16 protein-coding genes are annotated in these 15,746 nt (G+C 68.6%); 14 read left to right on the top strand and 2 right to left on the bottom strand.

All coding sequences use genetic code 11. The features are described 5' to 3' along the window. The first annotated feature begins 142 nt into the window (after positions 1-142). From ftsZ to FND50_RS23355, 10 genes are all read left to right on the top strand, one after another. The gene (gene ftsZ, locus FND50_RS23400) at positions 143-1,342 is read left to right on the top strand and encodes a cell division protein FtsZ (protein ID WP_005247614.1); all 1,200 of its coding nucleotides are present in this window, start codon (positions 143-145) and stop codon (positions 1,340-1,342) included. Further along, positions 1,339-2,082, top strand: coding sequence for a peptidoglycan editing factor PgeF (gene pgeF / locus FND50_RS23395; RefSeq protein ID WP_144287268.1), 744 nt, complete (start codon positions 1,339-1,341; stop codon positions 2,080-2,082). The genes ftsZ and pgeF overlap by 4 nt, the downstream gene beginning before the upstream one ends. 37 nt (positions 2,083-2,119) lie before the next feature. Beyond that, positions 2,120-2,854, top strand: a complete 735-nt coding sequence (locus FND50_RS23390) for a YggS family pyridoxal phosphate-dependent enzyme (protein ID WP_144289143.1) — start codon at positions 2,120-2,122, stop codon at positions 2,852-2,854. An 85-nt stretch (positions 2,855-2,939) separates the two neighbouring features. After that, on the top strand, positions 2,940-3,617 hold the full coding sequence (locus tag FND50_RS23385; RefSeq protein WP_005574458.1) for a cell division protein SepF: 678 nt from the start codon (positions 2,940-2,942) through the stop codon (positions 3,615-3,617). A gap of 133 nt (positions 3,618-3,750) precedes the next feature. Continuing rightward, positions 3,751-4,053: a YggT family protein gene (locus FND50_RS23380; protein WP_005247609.1), complete on the top strand. Its 303-nt coding sequence runs from the start codon at positions 3,751-3,753 to the stop codon at positions 4,051-4,053. 102 nt (positions 4,054-4,155) lie between these two features. Further along, entirely contained in the window at positions 4,156-5,001 is an 846-nt protein-coding gene (locus tag FND50_RS23375; protein WP_005260217.1) for a DivIVA domain-containing protein, read from the top strand. A gap of 49 nt (positions 5,002-5,050) precedes the next feature. Beyond that, positions 5,051-5,302, top strand: coding sequence for a hypothetical protein (locus FND50_RS23370; RefSeq protein WP_144287267.1), 252 nt, complete (start codon positions 5,051-5,053; stop codon positions 5,300-5,302). Positions 5,303-5,563: 261 nt separating this feature from the next. Further along, a complete protein-coding gene (gene ileS, locus FND50_RS23365) occupies positions 5,564-8,698 on the top strand; it encodes an isoleucine--tRNA ligase (protein WP_144287266.1) in 3,135 nt (1,044 codons plus the stop codon). Between the two features lie 46 nt (positions 8,699-8,744). Further along, positions 8,745-10,079 (top strand): DNA polymerase IV, encoded by a 1,335-nt coding sequence (locus FND50_RS23360; protein ID WP_144289142.1) that lies wholly within the window; start codon positions 8,745-8,747, stop codon positions 10,077-10,079. Between the two features lie 152 nt (positions 10,080-10,231). Continuing rightward, positions 10,232-10,732 (top strand): hypothetical protein, encoded by a 501-nt coding sequence (locus tag FND50_RS23355; RefSeq protein WP_005247603.1) that lies wholly within the window; start codon positions 10,232-10,234, stop codon positions 10,730-10,732. 101 nt (positions 10,733-10,833) lie between these two features. On the opposite strand, the gene FND50_RS23350 is transcribed toward FND50_RS23355, so the two are convergent. Further along, a complete protein-coding gene (locus FND50_RS23350; RefSeq protein WP_144287265.1) occupies positions 10,834-11,586 on the bottom strand; it encodes a sensor domain-containing protein in 753 nt (250 codons plus the stop codon). Beyond that, positions 11,586-12,539, bottom strand: coding sequence for a hypothetical protein (locus FND50_RS23345; protein WP_144287264.1), 954 nt, complete (start codon positions 12,537-12,539; stop codon positions 11,586-11,588). The genes FND50_RS23350 and FND50_RS23345 overlap by 1 nt, the downstream gene beginning before the upstream one ends. 51 nt (positions 12,540-12,590) lie before the next feature. Between FND50_RS23345 and lspA the strand changes: the two genes are divergently transcribed. Genes lspA through rarD form a run of 4 tightly spaced genes read left to right on the top strand, consistent with a single transcriptional unit; the run spans position 12,591 to position 15,703 of the window. Beyond that, positions 12,591-13,187 carry a signal peptidase II gene (gene lspA, locus FND50_RS23340; protein ID WP_186301130.1) on the top strand — a complete coding sequence of 199 codons (597 nt, stop codon included), beginning with the start codon at positions 12,591-12,593 and terminating at the stop codon, positions 13,185-13,187. Next, the gene (locus FND50_RS23335) at positions 13,184-14,110 is read left to right on the top strand and encodes an RluA family pseudouridine synthase (protein WP_005260233.1); all 927 of its coding nucleotides are present in this window, start codon (positions 13,184-13,186) and stop codon (positions 14,108-14,110) included. Before lspA ends, FND50_RS23335 begins: the two co-directional genes overlap by 4 nt. A gap of 1 nt (position 14,111) precedes the next feature. Beyond that, positions 14,112-14,789 (top strand): hypothetical protein, encoded by a 678-nt coding sequence (locus FND50_RS23330; protein WP_144287263.1) that lies wholly within the window; start codon positions 14,112-14,114, stop codon positions 14,787-14,789. Further along, positions 14,786-15,703 carry an EamA family transporter RarD gene (gene rarD / locus FND50_RS23325; RefSeq protein ID WP_144287262.1) on the top strand — a complete coding sequence of 306 codons (918 nt, stop codon included), beginning with the start codon at positions 14,786-14,788 and terminating at the stop codon, positions 15,701-15,703. Before FND50_RS23330 ends, rarD begins: the two co-directional genes overlap by 4 nt. The last annotated feature ends 43 nt before the right edge of the window (positions 15,704-15,746 follow it).

The following is a 15,746-nucleotide window of genomic DNA, read 5'->3' as shown; positions in this document are numbered from 1 at the left end:
GCGTATCCGTATGGCGGTGCATAGCGTTTCGCTCTAGTCGGGCAGCACTTGACATAACCGTAACCCTATGGTTGAGGTTGAGGGTTCAGGCTGGACTGATCTGTACGAAAGCGTGATACACACTCATGGAAGGCGAGAGCCGATGACGCCCCCGCACAACTACCTCGCCGTAATAAAGGTCGTCGGCATCGGCGGCGGCGGCGTGAACGCAGTCAACCGGATGATCGAGCAGGGACTCAAGGGAGTCGAGTTCATTGCCGTCAACACCGACGCGCAAGCGCTGCTGATGAGTGACGCCGACGTCAAGCTCGACGTCGGCCGGGAGCTCACCCGCGGGCTCGGAGCCGGCGCGGATCCCGAAGTCGGCCGCAAGGCCGCAGAAGACCACAAGGACGAGATCGAGGAAGTCCTCAAGGGCGCCGACATGGTGTTCGTGACCGCAGGCGAGGGCGGCGGCACGGGTACCGGTGGCGCACCGGTCGTGGCGAGTATCGCGCGCAAGCTCGGAGCCCTCACCGTCGGTGTCGTCACCCGCCCCTTCTCCTTCGAGGGCAAGCGCCGCGGCGGCCAGGCCGACACCGGCATCCAGTCGCTGCGTGAATCGTGCGACACCCTCATCGTGATCCCGAACGACCGCCTCCTGCAGCTCGGTGACGCCGCAGTCAGCCTCATGGACGCGTTCCGCAGCGCCGACGAGGTCCTGCTCAACGGTGTCCAGGGCATCACCGACCTCATCACCACCCCCGGTCTGATCAACGTCGACTTCGCCGACGTCAAGGGCGTCATGTCCGGCGCGGGTAGCGCGCTGATGGGCATCGGATCCTCGCGCGGCGAGGGCCGGGCCATCAAGGCCGCGGAATCGGCGATCAACTCTCCGCTGCTCGAGGCGTCGATGGAGGGTGCGCGCGGCGTGCTGCTCTCGATCGCCGGTGGCAGCGACCTCGGCTTGTTCGAGATCAACGAGGCGGCGTCGCTGGTGCAGGAAGCTGCCCATATCGACGCGAACATCATCTTCGGCACCGTCATCGATGATTCGCTCGGCGACGAGGTGCGGGTCACCGTCATCGCCGCCGGGTTCGACGGCGGCGCCCCCGCCCGTCGGCCGGTCGAGTCGGGCGCCGCCGGTCGCAGCGCCATCGGTGCCGGGCGGGCGGGCGAGGTCGGCCAGCAGGCCGAGCAGCAGCACAGCGAGCCGATGTCGGTGACCCGAGAGACGATCAGCTCCCACCAGAGCCCGAGCAGTCTGCCGCCGCTTCCGGGAAACGGTCAGTCCCGTGCGGTGCCGGTGTCCGACGAGGAGGGTGAAGACGAAGTCGACGTGCCCTCCTTCATGCGTCGTTGAGTTCGTCGTCAGCCCCCGATTTCAGGGTTCGCCGGGTCGTCACCACCCGTGCCGGTGGGCAGTCCGTCGCACCGTACGACACGTTCAACCTCGGTGATCACGTCGGCGACGATCCGGCCGCGGTGGAGGCGAACCGGCGTCGGCTGGCCGACAACATCGGCGTGCCCTTCGACCACTTGGTCTGGATGGAGCAGATCCACAGTCGCAACGTGACCGTGGTCGACGGGCCCACCGACGTGCCGGTGCCCGCCACGGACGCGCTGGTGACGACGGTGCCGGGGCTCGCACTCGCGACCCTCAGCGCCGACTGCGTCCCGGTGCTGCTGTCCGACGACGAGGCCGGGGTGATCGCCGCCGTCCACGCCGGCCGGATCGGCGCCCGCATCGGCATCGTTCCGCGGGTGCTCGACGTCATGGTCGAGCAGGGGGCGCGGGTCGACCGGATCGGCGCGTTCCTGGGTCCGGCGGCGAGCGGCCGACAGTACGAGGTTCCCGCGGCGATGCAGGCGGACGTCGAGAAATTCCTTCCCGGCAGCGCCACCCGCACCGTCAAGGGGACCCCCGGCCTCGACCTGCGGGCCGGCCTGCGGAAGCAACTGCTCGACGCGGGTGTCGCGGGGGTGGCGGAGGATCCGCGCTGCACCATCGAGGACCAGACACTGTTCAGTCATCGCCGGCAGGCCCCGACCGGTCGCCTCGCGGCGGTGATCTGGATGGATACTGGGCAAGACAGCGTGTGACGACGGCCGCCGGCGGCGGCGAGGATTCGGTGTGGGAGTGGACAAGATGGGCAGGGTCGGGGAGATCGAGGCTGCGCTGGGCGCCGTGCGCGCACGGCTCGACGCGGCGTGCCGGGACGCCGGCCGCGACCCCGCGGAGGTGTCGCTGCTGCCCGTCACCAAGTTCTTCCCCGAATCCGACGCGCGAATCCTGTACGACCTCGGGTGCCGCGAGTTCGGGGAGTCACGTGAGCAGGAGGCCACCGCCAAGATCGCGGAGTTCCGGACCGCGGTGACGGATCCGTCGGTGCGGTGGCACATGATCGGGCACCTCCAGCGCAACAAGGCGAAGGCCGTCGCGCACTGGGCGTACGCCATCCACTCGGTGGACAGCGAACGACTCGTCGGCGCCCTCGGCCGCGCGGCGACCGCGGCTCTCGAGGCGGGGGAGCGGCCCGAGCCTCTGCGGGTGCTGCTCCAAGTCAGTCTGGACGGCGATCCGCAGCGCGGCGGTGCCGGGATCGCCGACCTCGAACACCTTGCCGCGCAGGTGCAGTCGTCGCCGGGACTCGAATACCGCGGGCTGATGGCGGTTCCGCCGATCGACGCCGACCCGGACGCGGCGTTCGAGGAACTGGAGAAGATACACGCGCGGCTCAGGCGCGACCATCCGGATGCGACGGACCTCTCAGCAGGCATGACGAATGATCTCGAGCACGCTGTCCGGCACGGGTCGACGTGCGTGCGTGTCGGAACCGCGCTGTTGGGTTCGAGGCCTATAACCTCGAAGTAGATCGCCCAGGTGATCGCCAACCCGTCCACACCGCTGCGACCGGTCGCAGTTGGATCCTGTCCGCCGCGCCAAGGAAGGTCGATCAATGAGCAGTCTGCACAAGTTCAAGGCTTACTTCGGCATGGTTCCCCTCGACGACTACGAGGACGAGTACCTGGACGAGCCGGAACCTGCGCGCAGGCCCGCTCGACCGGCGCGTGACAGTGGACGTGACCCGTATCTCGACCGCGACGACCGTGACTTCGCGGAGCCGGCCTTCAGTAAGGCTGCCTACGCTCCCGGCCGCCGGGACGACCTCGACGACGACTTCGACCGGTACGACGGCCCGCGGCACTCGTCCCGGGTCGAACCCGTGGCCGTCCGGTCGGCCCGTCCCAGTGCGAGCGGTGCCGTGCGTGGCAGCACCCGTGGCGCGCTGGCCGTCGACACGCGGTCCGAGCGGGTGGAGAGTCGTCGCGGACCCCTCTTCGACGAAGGGGGCCCGCTGTCCAAGATCACCACGCTGCGTCCCCGCGACTACGGGGAGGCCCGGACCATCGGCGAGCGGTTCCGTGACGGCACCCCCGTCATCATGGACCTCGTCGAGATGAGCAACGCCGACGCCAAGCGCCTCGTCGATTTCGCCGCCGGACTGGCATTCGCGCTGCGCGGGTCCTTCGACAAGGTGGCCACGAAGGTGTTCTTGCTCTCACCCGCAGACATCGACGTCTCCGCCGAGGAGCGTCGCCGCATCGCGGAAACCGGCTTCTACAGCCAGAAGTAGACCGGGGAGCGGGGGAAACGACCATCGGGATCCGAACGTCCGAAGCGACGCGGGCCGCGGCGGCTGTGGCGGAGAAAGCCCTGGCCACGCGGCTCGTTTTGATCGGCCGGACATTCTCAGGCAGAGTGAAGGTGTGGCCTTGTTCTCGGTGATCTACTTGATACTGTTTGTCTTTTGGCTGCTACTCATCGGCAGAATCATTGTCGAGTTCGTACGGACCTTCGCACGAGACTGGCGGCCAACCGGCGTCGTGGTCGTCATCCTCGAAGCGATTTTTACGGTCACCGATCCTCCGGTCAAACTGCTCCGGCGGTTGATCCCCCCGATCAATCTCGGGGGTGTGCGGTTGGATCTATCCATCATGGTCTTGCTGTTCATCGTCTTCATCCTGATGTCGATCGTTCAGGGACAAGCGCGTGCTACGGGTCTGGTGTGACAGAATGGACCCCATTGATCCAGTCTTGTTTCACCGTTACGTAGACTGCGCTGTAACTGAATGCTTGCTAGACCGCCAAATGACGCGTGAAGGGATCCTTCCATGCCGCTGACTCCCGCTGATGTGCACAATGTCGCGTTCAGCAAGCCACCGATCGGTAAGCGGGGCTACAACGAAGACGAAGTCGATGCGTTTCTCGACCTCGTCGAGCAAGAGTTGTCGCGCCTGATCGAGGAGAACGCCGACCTTCGGCAGCGAGTAGGGGAGCTCGACAAGGAGCTCGCCGATGCGAAGAAGGCTCCACGCTCCGCGTCCGCAGCACAGACTCCCGCCCCCAAGGCAGAGCCGGCTCGCGTCGTCGAGCAGCCCAAGGCTCCCGCGCCGGCACCGGCTCCCGCCGCTGCGGCTGCGGCCGCTCCTGCACAGGGCGCCGACGCGCACATGCAGGCCGCCAAGGTTCTGGGTCTCGCCCAGGAGATGGCGGACCGCCTCACGAGTGACGCGAAGACGGAGTCCGAGCAGCTGCTCGGCAACGCGCGCACCAACTCGGAGCAGCTGGTCAGCGACGCGCGGACCCGTTCCGAGACGATGATCGCGGACGCCCGCCAGAAGTCGGAAGCGCTGATTACCGACGCTCAGACCCGGTCCGAGACCCAGCTGCGCCAGGCCAAGGAGAAGGCCGACGCGCTGCAGGCGGACGCGGAGAAGAAGCACACCGAGATCATGGCGACGATCAACCAGCAGCGTTCCGTGCTGGAGGGTCGTATCGAGCAGCTCAAGACATTCGAGCGCGAATACCGTGTGCGCCTGAAGTCGTACCTGGAGTCGCAGCTCGAGGAACTGGAGCAGCGGGGATCCGCGGTTCCGGTGGACGGCGGTCAGGATTCGTTCGCGCAGGGTGGATCGCAGTCCAATTACAGCCAGTCCTACGCCAAGGGCAATAGCTGACTGAGCGCGCGGTAGTTGCCCAGCCAGCGGCCCGGATAGAGGTTGAGCCGTGCTGGTCGTGACACTCGCTCTTGCAGCGGTGGGGTTCGCTCTCCTGGTGGTGGCTCTGATGACCGGTTCGGTCGTGTGGGCCTGGGGATGCATCATAGTGTGCGTCGCCGGAGCGGTCCTGCTGCTCGTCAGCGCCCTCGCGGGCAAGAAGGCGGCGACCGTGCCGGGGCAACCCGCGGGCGGTGTCCCCGGTGACCGCGGTCCCGCACGGGACGCGGACACGACGCCCGGCCCCGACGAGGGCGACTGAGCTGCCGCACGCCGGTGGCGGCTAGACTGCATTCAGCGAATAATTCAGTAACCGAGTTTCGCGGCGACGATCCGGCCATCACCGGGGAGCCTTCGGAAGAACCGCCGGTACGCCGGCTCAGTAGAACCGAACGGGTGGGCCCGTCACAGCCCGGCACCGAGAGGCGCCCTCCGGGGTGCAAGCGGGGTGGTACCGCGGTGGTGACGCAGGAGGCGTCTCCGTCGTCCCCGTGCCGAGTACGTCAGGCACGAGGAGATCGCGGTGACCGACACCAGCAACGTGACCAGCAGCAACGAGTCCTACCCCAAGGTCGACTACGGCGTCTCCCAGGATACGGGTGTCCGGTTCCCCCAGATCGAGCAGCGTGTGCTGGCCGGCTGGGACGAGGACGACACCTTCCGGGCCTCGGTCGCCCAGCGCGACGACGCCCCCGAATTCGTGTTCTACGACGGTCCGCCGTTCGCGAACGGTCTCCCGCACTACGGCCACCTCCTGACGGGGTACGTCAAGGACCTGATCCCGCGGTTCCAGACCATGCGCGGCAACAAGGTCGAGCGCCGATTCGGCTGGGACTGCCACGGACTGCCCGCCGAACTCGAGGCGGAGAAGCAGCTCGGGATCAAGGACAAGTCCGAGATCGACGTCATGGGTCTCGAGAAGTTCAACGAGTACTGCAAATCCTCCGTGCTGCGGTACACGGACGAGTGGCGCGACTACGTCACCCGGCAAGCCCGGTGGGTCGACTTCGACAACGATTACAAGACCCTGGACCTCGACTTCATGGAGTCGGTCATGTGGGCGTTCAAGGAACTGTTCGACAAGGGCCTGATCTACCAAGGATTCCGTGTGCTGCCGTACAGCTGGTACGAGCAGACGCCGCTGTCGAACCAGGAGACCCGGCTCGACGACGCGTACAAGATGCGCCAGGATCCCGCCGTCACGGTCGACATGCCGCTGCACGGTGAGGGCCCGCTCGACGGCGCCAACGCGATCATCTGGACCACCACGCCGTGGACGCTGCCGTCCAACCTCGCTGTCGCGGTGCACCCGGACATCGACTACGTCCAGGTGACGGGCGCCGACGGCAAGCGCTACGTGCTCGCCAAGGATCGGCTGGGTCACTATGCCCGCGAACTCGGCGAGGCACCCGAGGTGCTGTCGGAGCACAAGGGTTCGGACCTCGTCGGGCTCCGCTACGACCCGCCGTTCGACTTCTTCGTCGGACACGAGAACGCGCACCGCGTCATCTCCGCCGACTATGTCACCACCGAGTCCGGTACCGGAATCGTCCACCTCGCACCGGCTTTCGGTGAAGAGGACATGGAGTACTGCACGGCGAACGGAATCGAGATCGTGCAGCCGCTCGACCCGGGCGGCAAGTTCACGGCGATGGTGCCGCCCTACGAGGGTCTCCAGGTGTTCGACGCGAACCCCGTGATCATCAAGGACCTCAAGGCTGCTGGAAAGTTGCTGCGGCACGAGACGATCGAGCACTCGTACCCGCACAGCTGGCGCAGCGGGCAGCCGCTGATCTACATGGCGGTCCCGTCGTGGTTCGTCGCGGTCACCAAGTTCCGCGACCGCATGGTCGAGCTGAACCAGGACATCACGTGGGTCCCCGAGCACATCCGCGACGGACAGTTCGGCAAGTGGCTCGAGGGCGCGCGCGACTGGAACATCAGCCGCAACCGGTACTGGGGCAGCCCGATTCCGGTGTGGGTGTCCGACGACCCGGCGTACCCGCGCACGGACGTCTACGGCTCGCTGGACGAACTCGAGCGCGACTTCGGGGTGCGCCCGACGGATCTGCACCGGCCGATGATCGACGACCTGGTGCGTCCGAACCCCGACGACCCCAGCGGGAAGTCGATGATGCGGCGCGTGCCCGAGGTCCTCGACTGCTGGTTCGAGTCCGGCTCCATGCCGTACGCGCAGGTGCACTACCCGTTCGAGAACCGCGAATGGTTCGACAGCCACTTCCCGGGCGACTTCATCGTGGAGTACAACGGGCAGACCCGCGGCTGGTTCTACACGCTGCACGTGCTGGCGACGGCGCTGTTCGATCGTCCCGCTTTCAAGACCGTTGCGGCCCACGGCATCGTCCTGGGCGAAGACGGATTGAAGATGAGCAAGTCCAAGGGCAACTACCCGGACGTGAAGGAGGTGTTCGAGCGCGACGGCTCGGACGCCATGCGCTGGTTCCTCATGTCCTCGCCGATCCTGCGCGGCGGGAACCTCGTCGTCACCGAACAGGGGATCCGCGAGGGTGTCCGGCAGGCGCTGCTGCCGCTGTGGAACGCGTGGAGCTTCCTGCAGCTGTACGCGCCGACGTCCGGTGAGTGGCGCACGGATTCGACGAACGTCCTGGACCGGTACATCCTCGCAAAGCTGGCCGGAACCCGGGACGCCATCACCGGCGCGCTCGAGACGAACGACATCGCCGGGGCGTGCGACGAACTGCGCACGTTCTGCGACGCGCTGACGAACTGGTATGTGCGGCGGTCGCGTTCGCGCTTCTGGGACGAGGACAAGGACGCCGTCGACACCCTCCACACGGTGCTCGAGGTGGTCACCCGGCTCGCCGCTCCGATGCTGCCGCTGGTCAGTGAGGTGATCTGGCGGGGGCTCACCGGCGGACGGTCCGTGCATCTCGCGGACTGGCCCGCCCAGGGTGAGCTGCCGGCGGATGCGGAGTTGGTGTCGGCGATGGACGAGGTGCGGTCGGTGTGCTCGACGGTGCTGGGACTGCGCAAGGCCCAGAATCTCCGGGTGCGGCTGCCGCTGCCCGAGGTGACGGTCGCCTCCGACGACGCGGAGCGCCTGCGCCCGTACCTGGGTCTCATCGCAGACGAGGTGAACGTCAAGAAGGTCGACCTCACCACCGACGTGGACGTGCACGGCCGGTTCGAGCTCGTCGTCAATGCGCGCGCCGCGGGGCCGCGCCTGGGCAAGGACGTGCAGACCGTCATCAAGGCCGTCAAGGCCGGTGACTGGTCGGAGAATTCGGACGGCGTCGTCGTCGCGGCGGGGATCGAGTTGCTGCCGGAGGAGTACACGCAGCGGCTGGTCGCCGCCGAACCGGAGTCGACAGCAGCCCTGCCCGATGGGGCCGGCCTGGTCGTCCTGGACTCGGCGGTCACCGAGGAACTGGAAGCCGAGGGGTGGGCGAAGGACCGTATCCGCGAGTTGCAGGACGCGCGGCGCGCCGCCGGGCTCGAGGTGTCCGACCGGATCACCGTCGTCCTCGACGTGCCCGCGGAACGGCGGGACTGGGCGCTCGCGCACCGCGAGCTGATCGCGGGCGAGATCCTCGCCGTCGAGCTGGAACTGGCCGAGGCGCCGGGCGACGCCGTCGAACTCGGTGAGGGTGTGCGGGCGGCGATCGCCAAGGCATGACCTGTCGGACCGGGCGGGTATTTTGCACCAGGTGAGTCGTCGGTGGGTGTTGCACCTCGACATGGACGCGTTCTTCGCGTCGGTCGAGCAGCTCACCCGGCCGACGCTCCGCGGCCGCCCGGTTCTCGTCGGTGGTCTCGGCGGACGCGGTGTCGTCGCCGGGGCCAGCTACGAGGCGAGGGTCTTCGGCGCGCGTTCGGCCATGCCGATGCATCAGGCCCGCAGACTGGTGGGTCCGGGCGCGGTGGTGCTGCCGCCGCGGGGCCGCCTCTACGGCATGTTGAGCAAGTCCGTGTTCGACGCTCTCCGCGGCCCGATGCCGGTGCTCGAGCAACTGTCGATGGACGAGGCGTTCGGCGAACCGACCGAGCTGGCCGGGGCGGATGCGGCCACGGTGCAACGCTATTGCGAGGGACTGCGCGCCCTGGTGCTCGAGGAGACGGGACTGGTCGCGTCCATCGGCGCCGGGTCGGGCAAGCAGGTGGCCAAGATCGCGTCCGGTCTGGCCAAACCCGACGGGATCACGGTGATCCCGCCGGACGAGCAGCATGCCGTGCTGGACGAGCTTCCGGTGCGGAAACTGTGGGGCATCGGCCCGGTCGCGGAGGAGAAGCTGAAGCGGCTCGGCATCGAGACCATCGGCGGTTTCGCGCGGACCCCGGAATCGGAGGTGGCGTCCATTCTGGGCGCCACGGTCGGACCGGGCCTGCACCGGCTGGCGCAGGGCATCGACAATCGGCCGGTCGCCGAACGCGCCGAGTCCAAACAGGTCAGTGCGGAGACGACTTTCGCCACCGACCTCGTCACGATGGCCGAATTGCGGGGTGCCGTCGAGTCGAGCGCGGCGTCCGCGTTCGGGCGCCTGCAGAAGGACGGCCGGGCCGCGCGGACGGTGGTGCTGAAGCTGAAGAAGGCAGACATGAGCATCGTGACGCGCTCGGTCACGCTGCCCTACGCGACCCTCGACCGTCAGATCCTCGTCGCGGCGGCGCAGCGGCAGGTGATCGATCCGCTCGAACTCGGGCCGGTGCGTCTGGTCGGGGTGGGATTCGCCGGACTGTCGACGGTCCGCCAGGGCTCGCTGTTCCCCGAACTGGACCTGGACGTCCCGGGCTATCAGGAGTCGAAGATCACGGAGGCGGGCCCCGACGACGGCCTCTCCGCGCCCACTCCCGCACCCGCCCGGGCGATCGACACGCGGTGGCATCCCGGTCTCGACGTGACGCACCCGGACTTCGGGCACGGCTGGGTGCAGGGGGCCGGCCACGGTGTCGTGACCGTTCGATTCGAAACGCGCACAACGGGTCCGGGGAAGGCGCGGACCTTCAAGGAGGACGACGTGCGACTCGAACGGGCCGATGTGGAAGGCTCGCTCGAGTGACCGGATCCACCGCCCGGACGAAGGAGTGGAGACCGGCTCCACGAGAAGGTAGCCTCGGGCGCTGATGCTTACCCTTGGGTAATGTTGGCCCGGGTAGCGATAAATGCTCAGATCGTCCGAGAACGAACACCGAGAATGAAGAGGTTATTGAGTTGAAGCTTCGTAAGATCACGGTTGCCGGAGTAGCAATCGCCGCAGCCCTCACGATGTCCGCGTGTGGCTCCGACGAGAGCGACACGGCGACCAAGACCACGACGACGACTTCCGCAGCTGCCGAGACCTCGGAAGCCATCGAGGTGCCCACCGCGGCCGATCTCAACGCGCTTCTGGTGCAGGGCCTCGATCCGGCCACGCCGCTCGAGGTCAAGTCCGCCATGGTCGAGGGTTCGGAGCAGGATCCGGAGCTCATCAACCAGGTCGCCGCCGCCGCGAAGGCCAACAACGCCGAGGTCACCGTTCTCGACCCGGTCATCGACAACGGTGACGGCACCGCCAGCGGCCAGCTGCAGCTGACCGTCAACGGCCAGGTCCAGCAGGGTGGCGTTCCGGCCATCTTCGTTCCCGGCGAGAACGGAACGTGGAAGCTGTCGAAGATCACCGCATGCCAGATCGTGTCGCTCGCGCAGCTGACCTCGCCTGCATGCCCTGCCTGATTCCAGGCCGAACCGTGCAGTCCTGACGGATCGCCGCGTTTCCGCACCGATGCCGGTGTCCCCTCGGGGACACCGGCATCGGTCGTTCACGGCTGGTCGGTTCAGCCGGCAGGGGCGGGCGCGAGCTTCGATACGGCGGTGCTCGTCAGGTCGTCGAAGACGCCGGCGTCGATCGGGTCCTGGCCCGTCGCGACCAGCTGGGTGACGGTGCTCCCGACGACGACCACCACCACGTCCGAGACCAGACTGACGCCCTCGCTGGTGGTGACGAGCCGGAACGCCACCGACGCGTCACCCGCGGGCTGCTGCTCGCGGCCGCCGACCCGGTACTGCACCTGCACGCCGTCGGCGTCCGTGCCGGTGTACCCGGTGCAGCCCGCCAGCCGGTCCTGCACCGCCGCGAAGGCCTGGGATGCGTCGGCGCCGGTGCCGTAGCTCGCCGCGTCCTGGTCGATGGTGGCGAACTCCGGGCCGGTGAACCAGTCGGACGCCGACGCCACCGCGCCCGCACGCTGATCCGCGACGGGCGACAACACCGCGCCGCATTCCGCGGGGTCCGTGCTCGACTTGTCGGAGTCCGCCGACTCCGACGCCGGAGGCAGCCCCAGATCGTCCTCGGGGTCGGGCGCGGGGGTGAAGCCGACGGGAAGGTCGCCGACGTCGAGGAGGGCCGCCTTCAGGGCGGCCTGATCGGCGAACGGTGTGCCTGCCGCGTTCGGTGCTGCGGTCACCACCGGTCCGAGCGGCGCGAGTGAGGCGGTGCCGCCGGCGTCGCCGGACGCATTCGACGAGCACGCCGACAGCGCGAGCACGGCGAACAGGGAGCAGGAGACGGCGACGGGTCCGCGGCGCATCAGGAACCCCACCGGACCGAGTTCGACGTGGTCTGGTGCAGGCGGGTGGCGCCGTCGGGGTCGCTGTACTCCTGGTCGCCGCCCACGGTCACTGTCCCGGCGACGGGCAGCGGCAGGCCGAGGTCGACGGTCATGGTGCCGGAACCGTGCATCACGTACTGGTCGACGTTCAGCGTGCCTGCCTCCCCGGGCAGCTCCCAGACGGGGGACTTCGGCTTCTGGTCGATCGTGTAGTCGACGGTGAGGCGGTTGCCGTCCCGGGCGGTCAGGGTGGCCACGGTGGTCTGGTCGAGGGCGATGCCGCTCATCACCTGCTGGCGGATCGTCCACTGGGCGCCCACTCCGACGGGCTCCGCCGGAAACGGGACTGTGCGATACACGGCCTGGTAGAACGCCTGCTCGATCGCGGAGCGCGCGATGTCCTGGGCTTCGGCGTCCGGACGCAGTCGCAGCGCGGTGATCGCACCGGTGGGGTCGACCGTGAAGCCGGCGCCCGAACCGGCGCTGGCTTCGAGCGCGCTGCCGAGGCGGTCGTCGGGGCTGGTGACGTCACCGAGCGTGAGGTCGACGGTGGTGCCGCCGTCCGTGTCGTCGCTGGCCTGCCCGACGGCGGCGGTGAGGGGGAGTGTGATCTCGGGTGAGGAGAAGTCCTGGGCGGGCTGGTCGTCGATCTGCTGGAACACCTGCGCGCCGGTGGTCAACTGCACCTGCTGCGTGACCCCCGCCGGCGGTCTGCGTTGGATCACCTCGCGCGGCTCCTCGCCGGGCTGGATCAGTTCGACGGTGGTGGCGGAGATCGGGACGGTCACTTCGGCGGGAGTGGACGTGGACCCTGCGGGGTTCGACTCCGAGGAGTCGCCGTCGCCTCCGCACCCGGCGGTCAGAGCGACCAGGGAGAGGGTTACGGCGAGTAGGCAGAATCCGGGTCGCAGAGCATTCGAGAACAGTGGCACGCCCCCAGGCTAGTGCGCGCGGGAGCGCGTGAACGGAGGCTTGCCTCCGTAGTGGATGATGAACGGGTGAGTCAAGACCCCACGGCAGAGAACGAGACCGACGCAGAAGACCGAAACGACGGTGACACGTCCGGCACCGCAGCGCCCCGGCCGGTGCAGCATCAGCGCAGGCTGCTGCTGTTCGTGATCGCCGGTGCCGTCCTGGCCGCGGACCTGCTGACGAAGATCCTCGCCGTCGCCAACATCGAGCCCGGCCGGCCGGTCTGGCTGATCGGGGACATCGTCTCGCTGCGGCTCGTGCGCAACCCGGGTGCGGCGTTCTCCATGGCCACCGGCATGACGTGGCTGCTCACGCTCGTCGCCGTGGGTGTGGTGATCGGCGTCGTCCGCATCGGCCGCACGCTGCGGTCGCCGTGGTGGGCGCTCGGTCTGGGGCTGGTACTCGGAGGCGCCCTCGGCAACCTCGTCGACCGGTTCTTCCGGGCGCCGGGAGTGATGCAGGGTCACGTCGTCGATTTCGTGTCCGTCGGCTGGTGGCCGGTGTTCAACGTGGCGGATTCCGGCATCGTGTGCGGTGCGATCCTGCTCGTCGTGCTCACACTGATAGGGCTGGAACCGGACGGAACACGTAAGGGGGTAGAGAAGTGAGGGAAACACGGTCGATGCCGGTCCCGGACGGGCTCGAAGCGATGAGGGTCGACGCCGGCCTCGCTCGACTACTCGGTCTGTCGCGCACCGCGGTGGCTCAGCTCACCGAAGAGGGTTCGGTGCTCGTCGACGGCGCACCCGTCGGCAAGTCCGACCGCCTGTCCGCAGGCACCTGGCTCGAGGTGGAACTGCCGGAACCGCCGCGGCCGCTGACCATCGAGGCGGAACCCGTCGAGGGCATGGAAATTTTGTACGCCGACGACGACGTGGTCGCCGTCGACAAACCGGTGGGTGTGGCCGCCCACGCCAGCGTGGGCTGGACCGGTCCGACGGTGATCGGCGGTCTCGCCGCCGCGGGCTTCCGGATCTCGACGTCCGGTGCGCACGAACGCCAGGGCATTGTGCACCGGCTGGACGTCGGCACGTCCGGGGTGATGGTGGTGGCCACGTCGGAACGCGCCTACACACTCCTCAAGCGCGCATTCAAGCAGCGGACCATCGACAAGCGGTACCACGCGCTGGTGCAGGGGCACCCGGACCCGAGCAGCGGAACCATCGACGCGCCGATCGGCAGGCACCGCAGCAACGACTGGAAGTTCGCCGTCACCGCGGACGGCAAGCCCAGCATCACGCACTACGACACGGTCGAGGCGTTCCAGGCGGCGAGCCTGCTGGACATCCACCTCGAAACGGGCCGGACCCATCAGATCCGCGTCCACTTCGCCGCACTGCGGCACCCGTGCTGCGGCGACCTCACATACGGGGCCGATCCGCGGCTGGCGGAACGTCTCGGGCTGGAACGGCAGTGGCTGCACGCCCGATCGCTCGGTTTCGCGCATCCCGCGGACGGGCGGTGGGTCGAGATCACGTCCAAGTACCCGAAGGATCTCGAGGACGCTCTCGGGGTTCTGCGGGCGAGCTGAGGTGAGGCGCCCGTACCCGGGCGGTACCGCGGTGCCGGCAGTGCTCACCGCCGTCGCCCTGATCGCGGTGACGGTCGTGCTCGGAGTACTGCACCCTGTCCGGCGGGCGCCCGTGTCGACGGACACGCTGGGCCCGGACAACGGGGAAGTGGTGGCCGACTACCTGGCCCGGGCGGACCGGTCGCTCGACGCGGCGGACGCGCGCCGCGAGCAGTGGGCGCTGGTTTCGTTCACGCGTCCGGTGACGACGGACGTCGTCCGGGACGCCGCGTCCGGCACCCGGGTGTCGCAGGTGCTCTTCCGTGTGCCCCTGGACCGGGTGCAGACCCCCCTCGTTCCCGTGTCCGTCGCGGCAGGCGATGCGGCGCTCGCACGGGCGAGCGTCCTGGCCGCCGGACGCGCCCAGGCGATGACGGGCGAAACGGAGCGGCAGGCGCAGATCGCGGCTGTGTCGTCGGCGGAACTCGCCCGGAACTGCGAGTGCGTGATCGGTGTCGTCGTCCGCGGTGATCACGAAGCCCTCACCGCGCTGCGGTCCGCCCCGGACGTCCGGGCGGTCGAGGCACTCGGCGCCGACGCCGTCGCCGGGCGATTCGCCGTGCGCCCGCTGCTGCCGGAGCAGGCCGAGATCGTCGCGCCCGGCCCCGACGACGGCATCGTCCCGGGGAGCGGTTCGTGAAGGCGAGGAAGGCGGAAACCGTGGGCGCCGCCTGCGGAGTCGGCGCCTACGTCCTGTGGGGCGCGTTCCCGGCGTTCTTCGGATTGCTCGGCCCGGCCGGATCGGTGGAGATCCTCGCGCACCGGGTGGTGTGGACGCTCGCGCTCATGTTCGTCGTCCTTGCGGTCTCGGGCCGGCTCCGGTCGCTGCGCGGGCTGAGTCCGCGCACCTGGCTGCTCGTCACGGCCGCGTCGACGGCCATCGCGGTGAACTGGGGCACCTACATCTACGGGGTCACCTCGGACCGGGTGGTCGAGACCGCGCTCGGCTACTTCATCAACCCGTTGGTGAGCGTGCTGCTCGGGGTCGTGATCTTCCGGGAACGGCTCGTCCCCGCCCAGATCGTCGCGCTCGCGCTCGCCGCCGCCGCGGTGATCGTGATCACCGTCGACTACGGACATCCGCCGTACATCGCGCTGACCCTGGCCGCCTCGTTCGCGCTGTACGGGCTGTGCAAGAAGGTGATGCCGCTCGACCCGCGGACGAGCCTCACCGCCGAGGGAATCGTGGCCGCGCCCGTCGCGATCGGCTACCTCGTGTTCCTCGCCCTCACCGGGGCAGGCACGTTCCTCGGGTTCGGGCTGGGTCACACCCTGCTGCTGATGGCCGCGGGACCGGTGACCGCGCTGCCGCTGTTGCTGTTCGGCGCGGCCGCGCAACGGGTGCCGTTGCGCACACTCGGCATGCTGCAGTACCTGACGCCTGCGCTGCAGATGGCGTGGGGCGTCGCCGTTCTCCACGAGGACATGCCCGCGTCGCGGTGGATCGGTTTCGCGCTGATCTGGGTGGCACTCGCGATCTTCAGTACCGATGCGCTGGTACGGGTCCGGCGCGAGCGGCGAAATACCGAACCGTCCCAGGCGCCCGTCCAGTAACTCGCGTCACGACTTCTCCGACACCCGCCGTCGGCGACCGGTG

The sequence above is a fragment of the Rhodococcus sp. WB9 genome (assembly GCF_007558985.1).
GTDB classification, from domain to species: domain Bacteria; phylum Actinomycetota; class Actinomycetes; order Mycobacteriales; family Mycobacteriaceae; genus Rhodococcus_F; species Rhodococcus_F opacus.
The sequence above is the reverse complement of the archived record's forward strand: the minus strand, read 5'-3'. Positions and strand labels throughout refer to the sequence as shown.

Coding starts and splice junctions, on each gene's coding strand:
- FND50_RS23385 (WP_005574458.1), top strand. CDS start 2,940: ATGAGCAGTCTGCACAAGTTCAAGGCTTACTTCGGCATGGTTCCCCTC.
- FND50_RS23350 (WP_144287265.1), bottom strand. CDS start 11,586: ATGCGCCGCGGACCCGTCGCCGTCTCCTGCTCCCTGTTCGCCGTGCTC.
- ftsZ (WP_005247614.1), top strand. CDS start 143: ATGACGCCCCCGCACAACTACCTCGCCGTAATAAAGGTCGTCGGCATC.
- FND50_RS23375 (WP_005260217.1), top strand. CDS start 4,156: ATGCCGCTGACTCCCGCTGATGTGCACAATGTCGCGTTCAGCAAGCCA.